Genomic DNA, 9911 nt, shown 5'->3' with positions numbered 1-9911 from the left:
GCAACTGCAGCGGGTCGGCGCGCGCATCTTCGTCGACGAGCACCTGCGCACCAGCATCCCCGGCGTGTATGCCGGCGGTGATTGCGTCAGCCTCGGCCAGGACCTCACCGTCCAGGCGGTGCAACACGGCAAGCTGGCCGCTGAAGCCATGCACGCCCAACTCATGCTCAACGTGGAGGCTGCGTAATGGCCGATCTCTCGATTGTCTTCGCCGGTATCAAAGCCCCCAACCCGTTCTGGCTGGCCTCCGCGCCGCCCACCGACAAGGCCTACAACGTGGTCCGCGCCTTTGAAGCGGGCTGGGGCGGCGTGGTCTGGAAAACCCTCGGCGAAGACCCGGCGGCGGTCAACGTGTCGTCGCGTTACTCGGCGCACTATGGCGCTAACCGCGAAGTGCTGGGCATCAACAATATCGAGCTGATCACCGACCGCTCCCTGGAGATCAACCTGCGCGAAATCACCCAGATCAAAAAGGACTGGCCGGACCGCGCGTTGATCGTGTCGCTGATGGTGCCGTGCGTCGAAGAATCCTGGAAAAATATCCTGCCCCTGGTGGAAGCCACCGGGTGCGACGGCATCGAGCTGAACTTCGGCTGCCCCCATGGCATGCCGGAACGCGGCATGGGCGCGGCGGTGGGCCAGGTGCCGGAGTATGTGGAACAGGTGACGCGCTGGTGCAAGACGTACTGCTCGCTGCCGGTGATCGTCAAGCTCACGCCGAACATCACCGACATTCGGCTGGCGGCGCGTGCGGCGTATCGCGGCGGGGCGGATGCGGTGTCGCTGATCAACACCATCAACTCCATCACCAGTGTGGATCTGGAGCGCATGGTCGCCCTGCCGACGGTCGGCACCCAGAGCACCCACGGCGGTTACTGCGGTTCAGCGGTGAAGCCAATTGCGCTGAACATGGTCGCCGAAATCGCCCGCGACCCGCAGACCCACGGCCTGCCGATCTGCGGCATTGGCGGTATCGGCAACTGGCGCGATGCGGCGGAATTCGTCGCCCTCGGCTGCGGCGCTGTGCAGGTGTGTACGGCGGCGATGCTGCATGGCTTTCGCATCGTCGAAGAAATGAAGGACGGCCTGTCGCGCTGGATGGACAGTCAGGGTTACACCAGCCTGCAGGATTTTTCCGGGCGCGCAGTGGGCAACACCACAGACTGGAAGTACCTGGATATCAACTACCAGGTGATCGCCAAGATCGATCAGGCCGCCTGCATCGGCTGCGGGCGTTGCCATATTGCCTGTGAGGATACGTCGCACCAGGCCATCGCCAGTTTGAAACAGGCGGACGGCACGCATAAGTATGAGGTGATAGATGATGAGTGCGTGGGCTGCAACCTGTGCCAAATCACCTGTCCGGTGGCCGATTGCATCGAGATGGTGGCAGTGGACACCGGCAAGCCGTTCTTGAACTGGACCCAGGATCCGCGTAATCCGTACCGAGAAGCGGTGTAGTCCTGTAGACCGCTATCGGGGGCAAGCCCCCTCCCACATTGAGCGCATTATGTCTGAAAGAATGCGATCCACTGTGGGAGGGGGCTTGCCCCCGATGAGGCCCTCAGCCTCACCACAAGACTCAAGACTCAAGGCTCCAACCCAATCCCCCGCAAAATCACACTGGTCACCGTCTGAATCGCCCTCTCGAACTGCATATCCGACAACGGCTGGTGATCGTTCAGAATCTTCACCTGATGATCAAAGTCGGCGTAGTGCTGGGTCGAGGCCCAGATCATATACAGCAGGCTCGCCGGCTCCACCGGCAGGATGCGTTTGTCTTCCACCCATTGGCGAATCTTCGCTTCCTTCATCTTGGCCCAGTCGTACAGGCTTTCATCCAAGGCCTCACCGAGCGTCGGCGCGCCGTGCATGATTTCGTTGGCCCAGACCTTCGACCCATACGGCCGCGTGCGCGAGCGTTGCATCTTGGCGCGGATGTAGCTGCTGAGCACCACTCGCGGGTCATCGAAGGTTTCGAAGCTCAGGGCGTCCTGCTTCCACACTTCCAGCAGGTCGAACAGTACCGCGCTGTACAGCTCGCTCTTGGTGGTGAAGTAGTAATGCAGGTTGGAACGCGGCAGTTGCACTTCTGCGGCAATATCGGCCATGGCGGTGCTGCCATAACCCTTCTCGGCGAAGATCTTCTCCGCGGCCAGCAGGATTTTTTCGACGTTGACTCGACGGATTCCGATCTTGTGATTGCCCATAAGGGCTCCCTGACAAAGACATAACGGAAAGACTACCACCCGCTCTAGATCGGGGCGACAGGCGGAGCCGAAACTTCGTACACTGGCGCCCCTACCCATTGATTGGTGTTGCCTAATGTTGATCAAGAAAACCCTGACCACCGTCGCCCTGCTGGCCTCCCTGCTGGGCGCCTCGGCCGCGTTTGCCCATGCGCATCTCAAGAGCGCGACGCCTGCGGCAGACAGCAGCGTGACCGCACCGAAAGAGGTGCGCCTGAGCTTCAGCGAAGGCGTGGAGGCGACTTTTTCCAAGGTATCCCTGAGCAAGGACGGCACCGAAATCGCAATCAAGGGCCTGGCAACCCCGGATGCCGACAAGAAAACCCTGGTGGTGACGCCCGCCGCTCCACTCGCGGCCGGCACCTACAAAGTGGTGTGGAACGCCGTCTCGGTCGACACCCACAAGAGCAACGGTGAATACAGCTTCAAGGTCGGCCAATAACCTATGGCGACGCTGCTGGTGCTGTGCCGCTTCCTGCATTTCATCGTCGTCTTGTTGATGTTCGGGGCCTGTGTGTTCAGGCCCTGGCTGATGGGCAATGAACCGCAGCCGGCGCTGGACCGGCAATTGCTGCGTATCAGCCGTGGCCTGGCCTGGCTGGGGCTCGGCTCCGGCGTGGCCTGGTTGCTGCTGATTACAGCCAGCATGGCCGGCAGCTGGGACGCCGCACTGCAACCGGCCACTGTGCAGTTGGTACTCGGCAAGACCTTTTTTGGCCAAGTGTGGCTCTGGCATCTGCTGCTCAACCTGTTGCTGCTGATCGCCTTGATCAAACCCTGGCCGGCGTTGCGCCTGCCCTTGCTCAGCCTGCTGCTGGCGACCCTCGCACCGGTCGGTCACGGCGCCATGCTCAACGGGCTCAGCGGGCAGTTGCTGATCCTCAACCAGGTCGTACACCTGGCGTGCGTGGGCGCCTGGCTTGGCGGTTTGCTGTTGCTGGTGTTGATCCTGCGCCAACCGCAACGCCAGGGGCTGGAGCCGATTTTGCGGCGTTTCAGCGGCGTGGGTTATGGCCTGGTCGCCGGCTTGCTGATCACCGGGTTGATCAATGTTCGCGTACTGACCGGACAACTGTGGCCCACCCCGCTGTTCAACGGTTTCGCCCTGATTCTGCTGATCAAGGCAATGCTGGTGCTGGGCATGTTGGCCCTGGCGCTGCTGAACCGCTTGCGTATCGATCGCTGCGAACAGCGACTGGAGACCTTGAAGGCCAGTGTGATGGCTGAATGGTTACTAGGTGTTTCAGCGGTAGCCGCCGTCTCCCTCCTCGGCACCCTGCCGCCGATGGTCGTGGCTGGCTGAATCCATCGTCGGCACGATCCAGCGCCCTCCCTGGACTGCGGCCACTTTTGATCAGTCAAGCCTGGTTATCGTATAACTTCTGATTGACAAGCCACAAAAACCCCGCAAGTATCGCCCCAATGTTGTACGACGACGTATGACAAATAATAAAAACAACAAACAAAATGGAGCGTCACTGTGCGTCAATTCGCCCGCAATTCCTCCTCGCGTCTCGGCCTTATCGGTCTCAGCAGCCTGGCTTTCACCCTGCCTCTCACCGCCCAGGCCGAAGGGTTTGTCGACGACGCCAAGGCCACGCTCAATTTGCGCAACGCCTACTTCAACCGCAATTTCACCAACCCGTCCAACCCCCAGGCCAAGGCCGAAGAGTGGACGCAGAGTTTCATCCTTGACGCCAAATCCGGCTACACCCGGGGCACCGTGGGGTTCGGGATTGACGTGCTGGGCCTGTATTCGCAAAAGCTCGACGGCGGCAAAGGTACCGCCGGCACCCAGTTGCTGCCGGTTCACAACGACGGGCGCCCCGCCGATAACTTCGGGCGCCTGGGCGTGGCGCTGAAAACCAAGCTGTCGAACACCGAATTGAAAGTCGGCGAATGGATGCCCGTGCTGCCGATCCTGCGCTCCGACGATGGCCGCTCCCTGCCGCAGACCTTCCAGGGCGGCCAAGTCACCTCCAATGAAATCGCCGGCCTGACCCTCTACGGCGGCCAGTTTCGCGGTAACAGCCCGCGCAACGACGCGAGCATGGAAGACATGTTCATGAACGGCAAAGCCGCCTTCACCTCAGACCGCTTCAACTTCGGCGGCGGCGAATACACCTTCAACGACAAGCGCACCCAGGTCGGCCTGTGGTACGCCGAACTGAGCGATATCTACCAGCAGCAGTACCTCAACCTGACCCACAGCCAGCCGCTGGGCGACTGGACCCTGGGCGCCAACCTCGGTTTCTTCAACGGCAAGGAAGACGGCAGTGCCCTGGCCGGCGACCTGGACAACAAAACCGCCTTCGCCCTGCTCTCGGCCAAGTACGGCGGCAACACCTTCTACGTCGGCCTGCAAAAACTCAGCGGTGACAGCGCATGGATGCGAGTCAACGGCACCAGCGGCGGCACCCTGGCCAACGACAGCTACAACGCCAGCTACGACAACGCCAAGGAAAAATCCTGGCAACTGCGCCATGACTTCAACTTCGTGGTGCTCGGCGTTCCGGGGCTGACCCTGATGAACCGCTACATCAGCGGCAGTAACGTCCACACCGGCGCGATCACCGACGGCAAGGAATGGGGACGTGAATCGGAGCTGGCCTACACGGTGCAAAGCGGTGTACTGAAGAACCTCAACGTGCGCTGGCGCAACTCGACCATGCGACGGGACTTTAGCAATAACGAATTTGATGAGAACCGGATCTTCGTCAGCTATCCGATTTCGTTGCTTTAAAGATCTAAAACCCGTGCACATCCATTGCGGGAGGGGGCTTGCTCCCGAAGGCTGTGGGTCAGTCACAGAGACATTGCCTGATACACCGTCATCGGGAGCAAGCCCCCTCCCACATTGACAAGCGGGGACTCTCTAACAATACTTCGGCATAGTCATACGACAACCTACAACAAAACTGGAATCCAGATGACCACCACGACCCCAGCGCCCTTCAACCGCCTCCTCCTCACCGGTGCCGCCGGCGGCCTCGGCAAAGTCCTGCGCGAACGCCTGCGACCGTATGCCCAGGTGCTGCGCCTGTCGGATATCGCCGACATGGCCGCCGCCGGCGCCGATGAAGAAGTGCAACCCTGCGACCTGTCCGACAAACAAGCGGTCCACCACTTGGTCGAAGGCGTCGACGCCATCCTGCATTTCGGCGGTGTTTCGGTAGAGCGCTCGTTCGAAGAAGTCCTCGGCGCCAATATCTGCGGGATTTACCATATTTACGAAGCCGCGCGCCGCCATGGTGTCAAGCGCGTGATCTTCGCCAGCTCCAACCATGTCATCGGTTTCTACCCACAGGGCGAACAACTCGATGCCCACTCGCCGCGTCGCCCGGATAGCTATTACGGGCTGTCCAAGTCCTACGGCGAAGACATGGCCAGTTTCTACTTCGACCGCTACGGCATCGAGACCGTGAGCATCCGCATTGGCTCGTCGTTCGCCGAACCGCAGAACCGTCGGATGATGCACACCTGGCTGAGCTTCGACGACCTGACCCAACTGCTCGAACGCGCGCTGTACACGCCGAACGTCGGCCACACCGTGGTCTATGGCATGTCGGCCAACCTCGATACCTGGTGGGACAACCGCTACGCCGCGCACCTGGGCTTTACCCCAAAAGACAGCTCCGAAGTGTTCCGCGCCCAGGTCGAGGCCCAGCCGCCGCTCGCCGCCGATGACCCGGCGAAGGTCTACCAGGGCGGTGCTTTCTGCGCCGCTGGGCCGTTCGGTGACTGACGCAACACTCACCCAAGGGAATGAGTTGCCATGACTGCTGAGTTGATTGTCGACGCCCGCAATGCCGTGGGCGAATGCCCGGTGTGGGTGCCCGAAGAAAACGCCCTGTACTGGGTGGACATTCCCAACGGAGGGCTACAACGCTGGAGCGCCGCCACCGGTCATAGCGACGCGTGGAAAGCCCCGCAGATGCTCGCCTGCATTGCCCGCACCGATGCAGGCAACTGGGTCGCCGGGATGCAAAGCGGCTTTTTCCAACTCACCGCGCACAACGACGGCAGCCTCGACACCACGCCGCTGGCCGAGGTCGCGCACCCGTGCGCGGGCATGCGCCTGAACGATGGGCGCTGTGATCGCCAGGGCCGTTTCTGGGCCGGCAGCATGGTCATGGATATGGGCGCGAATGCCGCCGCAGGCATCCTCTACCGTTACGCTTCGGGCGCCGCGCCCCATGCGCAGTTAGAGGGTTTTATCACCCTCAACGGCCTGGCCTTCAGCCCTGATGGCCGCACGCTGTACGTCTCGGACTCGCACCCGCTGGTGCAACAGATCTGGGCCTTCGACTACGACACCGAAACCGGTACGCCGAGCAACCGCCGCGTGTTTGTCGACATGCAGCAACACCCAGGCCGCCCTGACGGCGCCGCCGTGGATGTCGACGGTTGCTACTGGATCTGCGCCAACGACGCCGGCCTGATCCACCGCTTCACCCCCGACGGGCGCCTGGACCGCTCCCTGAGCGTGCCGGTGAAAAAACCCAGCATGTGCGCCTTCGGCGGCAGTCGCCTGGACACTTTATTCGTCACCTCGATCCGTGACGACCAGAGTGAGCAGTCGCTGTCCGGCGGCGTGTTCGCCCTCAACCCTGGCGTCCAAGGACTGCCCGAACCGCACTTCACCCTCTAGCTGCATCGCTGTGCCTTGAATACAACAATAACAAGACAGGAGTGACCGCCCATGGACTTCAAACGCACCTTGCTCGCCGCCGCAGTCTTCACCCTCAGCAGCGCCGCCCACGCGCTGGAAATCAAATTCGCCGACGTCCACCCCGCCGGCTACCCCACCGTCGTGGCCGAAGAGAACATGGGCAAGGCCCTCACCCAAGCAAGCAACGGCGAACTGACCTTCAAGTACTTCCCCGGCGGAGTCCTGGGTTCGGAAAAAGAAGTCGTCGAACAGGCCCAGGTCGGCGCGGTCCAGATGACCCGGGTCAGCCTCGGTATCGTCGGCCCGGTGGTGCCGGACGTGAACGTGTTCAACCTGCCGTTCGTATTCCGCGACCAGGCGCATATGCGCAAAGTCATCGACGGCGAGATCGGCGATGAAATCCTCGCCAAGATCACCGACTCCGAATTCGGCCTGGTCGCCCTGGCCTGGATGGACGGCGGCACGCGCAACCTCTACAGCAAAAAGCCGGTACGCAAAATCGAAGACCTCAAGGGTATGAAAATTCGCGTGCAAGGTAATCCCCTGTTCATCGACGCATTTAATGCGATGGGCGCCAACGGTATCGCCATGGACACCGGCGAAATTTTCAGTGCCTTGCAGACAGGCGTGATCGATGGCGCCGAAAACAACCCACCGACCCTGCTAGAACACAACCACTATCAAAACGCCAAGTACTACACCCTCACGGAGCACCTGATCCTGCCCGAACCGATCGTGATGTCGAAAATCACCTGGAACAAGCTCACCCCTGCGCAACAGGTCATGGTGAAAAACGCCGCCAAGGCGGCCCAGGCCGATGAGCGCGTGCTGTGGGATAAAAAATCCGCCAGCAGCGAGGAAAAACTCAAGGCGGCCGGCGTGGAGTTCATCCAAGTCGACAAAAAACCCTTCTACGACGCCACCGCAGCGGTTCGCGCCAAGTACGGCGCGCCTTTCGCCGACATCATCGCGCGCATCGACGCCGTTCAATAACCTGCCCTGCCTCTCGCATAAGGCCCGGCGCGGTCGGCATTGCCGCGCCCGGTCACGGTGAACGCCATGAAGAATCGACTGCTGCGCATCAACGACCGTATTTACATGACCTGCATCTGGGTCGCCGGCCTCTCGGTCCTTGGGGTCGCGCTGATCATCCCCTGGGGCATCTTCGCCCGCTACATCCTCGGCACCGGCTCCAGTTGGCCGGAGCCCACCGCCATCCTGCTGATGCTGGTCTTCACCTTTATCGGCGCCGCCGCCAGCTACCGCGCCGGGGCGCATATGTCGGTGGCGATGGTCACCAACCGCCTGCCTGCGCGCCAACGCCAGATCGTCGGCATCCTCTCGCAATTGCTCATGGGCACCATCTGCCTGTTCATGACCATTTGGGGCAGCAAGCTGTGCCTGTCCACCTGGAACCAGTTCATGAGCGCCATCCCCACCCTGCGCGTGGGCATCACCTACATGCCGATCCCGATCGGCGGGTTGCTGACCCTGATCTTCGTGGTGGAAAAACTCCTGCTCGGTGACCAGAGCAACCGACGGGTTGTGCGCTTCGACCTGGTTGAAGAAAGCGAAGGGGCTGCCTGATATGGACGCATTGATTCTGTTGGGCAGCTTTATCGCCTTGATCCTGATCGGCATGCCGGTGGCCTATGCCCTGGGCCTGTCGGCGTTGATCGGCGCGTGGTGGATCGACATTCCGTACCAGGCCCTGATGATTCAAATCGCCGGCGGGGTGAACAAGTTTTCGCTGATGGCGATTCCGTTCTTCGTGCTGGCCGGCGCGATCATGGCCGAGGGCGGCATGTCGCGGCGGCTGGTGGCATTTGCCGGGGTGTTGGTGGGTTTTGTGCGCGGCGGCTTGTCGCTGGTGAACATCATGGCCTCGACATTTTTTGGCGCGATCTCCGGCTCGTCGGTGGCCGACACCGCCTCGGTCGGTTCGGTGCTGATCCCGGAAATGGAACGCCGTGGCTACCCCCGCGAGTTCGCCACGGCGGTGACCATCAGCGGTTCGGTGCAGGCGCTGTTGACCCCGCCCAGCCACAACTCGGTGCTCTACTCCCTGGCGGCGGGCGGCACGGTGTCGATCGCCTCGCTGTTCATGGCCGGCGTGGTCCCGGGCCTGCTGATGAGCGCGTGCCTGATGGTGCTGTGCCTGATCTTCGCGAAGAAGCGCGACTACCCCAAGGGCGAAGTCATCCCGCTCAAGCAAGCGCTGAAAATCTGCGCCGACGCGCTGTGGGGCCTGATGGCCATGGTGATCATCCTCGGCGGCATTCTCTCCGGCATCTTCACCGCCACCGAGTCCGCCGCGATCGCGGTGCTGTGGGCGTTCTTCGTGACCATGTTCATCTACCGCGACTACCAATGGAACGAGCTGCCCAAGCTGATGCACCGCACGGTGCGCACCATTTCCATCGTGATGATCCTGATCGCCTTCGCGGCCAGCTTCGGCTACATCATGACCCTGATGCAGATCCCGGCGAAGATCACCACGCTGTTCCTGACCCTGTCGGACAACCGCTACGTGATCCTGATGTGCATCAACGCCATGCTGCTGTTGCTCGGCACGGTGATGGACATGGCGCCGCTGATTCTGATCCTCACGCCGATCCTGCTGCCAGTGGTACTCGGCATCGGCGTCGACCCGGTACACTTCGGCATGATCATGCTGGTCAACCTTGGCATCGGCCTGATCACCCCGCCGGTCGGCGCGGTGCTGTTCGTGGGGGCGGCGGTGGGCAAGGTGAGTATCGAGAAAACCGTGAAGGCGCTGCTGCCGTTTTATGGCGTGCTGTTTTTGGTGTTGATCGCGGTGACTTACATTCCGGCCTTGTCGCTGTGGTTGCCAGGGCTGGTGCTGTGATGCTGATTGAACTGCAAGACCACCTGACCCACCTCACCCTCGCCCCGGCCGTGGGCGGCAGCATCGTCAACTGGCACGTGCGCGCCAGCGGCCAGCCCCTGCTGCGGCCTAGCGATCAAGC

At 61.7% G+C, this 9911-nt stretch carries 11 protein-coding genes and 1 pseudogene; 11 read left to right on the top strand and 1 reads right to left on the bottom strand.

Features of this window, described 5'->3' with window-relative positions:
- Together L9Z73_RS18235 and preA are read left to right on the top strand one after the other, a co-directional pair.
- The coding region (locus L9Z73_RS18235) for an FAD-dependent oxidoreductase (RefSeq protein WP_247403667.1) at window positions 1-187 on the top strand (187 nt) is incomplete at its 5' end.
- Entirely contained in the window at window positions 187-1461 is a 1275-nt protein-coding gene (preA, locus tag L9Z73_RS18230) for an NAD-dependent dihydropyrimidine dehydrogenase subunit PreA (protein WP_247403665.1), read from the top strand. The genes L9Z73_RS18235 and preA, both read left to right, overlap by 1 nt.
- A gap of 128 nt (window positions 1462-1589) precedes the next feature.
- Here preA and L9Z73_RS18225 read toward each other — a convergent pair whose 3' ends face one another.
- Window positions 1590-2210: a TetR/AcrR family transcriptional regulator gene (locus L9Z73_RS18225; protein WP_247403662.1), complete on the bottom strand. Its 621-nt coding sequence runs from the start codon at window positions 2208-2210 to the stop codon at window positions 1590-1592.
- A gap of 115 nt (window positions 2211-2325) precedes the next feature.
- Here L9Z73_RS18225 and copC point away from each other — a divergent pair, with 115 nt between their 5' ends.
- The 9 genes and pseudogenes from copC to L9Z73_RS18180 all read left to right on the top strand — a co-directional run.
- Window positions 2326-2691, top strand: coding sequence for a copper homeostasis periplasmic binding protein CopC (gene copC, locus L9Z73_RS18220; RefSeq protein WP_247403659.1), 366 nt, complete (start codon window positions 2326-2328; stop codon window positions 2689-2691).
- Between the two features lie 3 nt (window positions 2692-2694).
- Window positions 2695-3552 (top strand): copper homeostasis membrane protein CopD, encoded by an 858-nt coding sequence (gene copD, locus L9Z73_RS18215; RefSeq protein WP_247403658.1) that lies wholly within the window; start codon window positions 2695-2697, stop codon window positions 3550-3552.
- A 177-nt stretch (window positions 3553-3729) separates the two neighbouring features.
- Window positions 3730-4992: an OprD family porin gene (locus L9Z73_RS18210; protein ID WP_247403656.1), complete on the top strand. Its 1263-nt coding sequence runs from the start codon at window positions 3730-3732 to the stop codon at window positions 4990-4992.
- 186 nt (window positions 4993-5178) lie between these two features.
- Window positions 5179-5994, top strand: coding sequence for an NAD-dependent epimerase/dehydratase family protein (locus tag L9Z73_RS18205; RefSeq protein ID WP_247403654.1), 816 nt, complete (start codon window positions 5179-5181; stop codon window positions 5992-5994).
- 30 nt (window positions 5995-6024) lie between these two features.
- Window positions 6025-6900, top strand: coding sequence for an SMP-30/gluconolactonase/LRE family protein (locus L9Z73_RS18200; protein ID WP_247403652.1), 876 nt, complete (start codon window positions 6025-6027; stop codon window positions 6898-6900).
- Between the two features lie 51 nt (window positions 6901-6951).
- The gene (locus tag L9Z73_RS18195; RefSeq protein WP_247403650.1) at window positions 6952-7914 is read left to right on the top strand and encodes a TRAP transporter substrate-binding protein; all 963 of its coding nucleotides are present in this window, start codon (window positions 6952-6954) and stop codon (window positions 7912-7914) included.
- 66 nt (window positions 7915-7980) lie between these two features.
- Window positions 7981-8508 carry a TRAP transporter small permease gene (locus L9Z73_RS18190; protein ID WP_247403648.1) on the top strand — a complete coding sequence of 176 codons (528 nt, stop codon included), beginning with the start codon at window positions 7981-7983 and terminating at the stop codon, window positions 8506-8508.
- Between the two features lies 1 nt (window position 8509).
- A complete protein-coding gene (locus L9Z73_RS18185; protein WP_247403646.1) occupies window positions 8510-9790 on the top strand; it encodes a TRAP transporter large permease in 1281 nt (426 codons plus the stop codon).
- Window positions 9790-9911 (top strand): annotated as a pseudogene (locus L9Z73_RS18180) (aldose 1-epimerase); the annotation flags it as partial. The gene L9Z73_RS18185 and the pseudogene L9Z73_RS18180, both read left to right, overlap by 1 nt.

The organism is Pseudomonas emilianonis, from assembly GCF_023072625.1.
In the GTDB taxonomy this organism is placed as follows: Bacteria; Pseudomonadota; Gammaproteobacteria; order Pseudomonadales; family Pseudomonadaceae; genus Aquipseudomonas; species Aquipseudomonas paraveronii.
This window is presented reverse-complemented; position numbering and strand designations above follow the sequence as displayed.